The following is a 303-nucleotide window of genomic DNA, read 5'->3' on the forward strand; positions in this document are numbered from 1 at the left end:
CTGCCCGCCATTCAGACCGCAGGCATGAGCAAGGCTGAACAGAAGCAGCTGCCCGATGCCGTTCGCCAGACCATTCTGGCCCAACTGTAAGGAGAACTATGGCAAGCTATCGATACGAGCGGGACATCGACCCCGCAGACCTTGCCCCGCGGGTGGAAAATCAGTATACCCGCAAAGAGCGATGGGCGAACTGGTGGGATTATAACCTCACGTGGGTCCTCCTGATCGGCAGTGCAGCGGCTTTTGTGGCTTACAGCTTCATCGGGCAGTATTTCTTTACCCCCAAGCCCGATTATAATGTGG

The 303-nt window shown here is 56.4% G+C and carries 1 pseudogene; it reads left to right on the top strand.

The features are described from left to right. Nucleotides 1-98: 98 nt before the first annotated feature. Nucleotides 99-303: pseudogene (locus P0G09_RS18530) on the top strand (hypothetical protein); the annotation flags it as partial.

Source organism: Faecalibacterium sp. DFI.5.82 (assembly GCF_029076575.1).
Taxonomy (GTDB): domain Bacteria; phylum Bacillota; class Clostridia; order Oscillospirales; family Ruminococcaceae; genus Faecalibacterium; species Faecalibacterium duncaniae.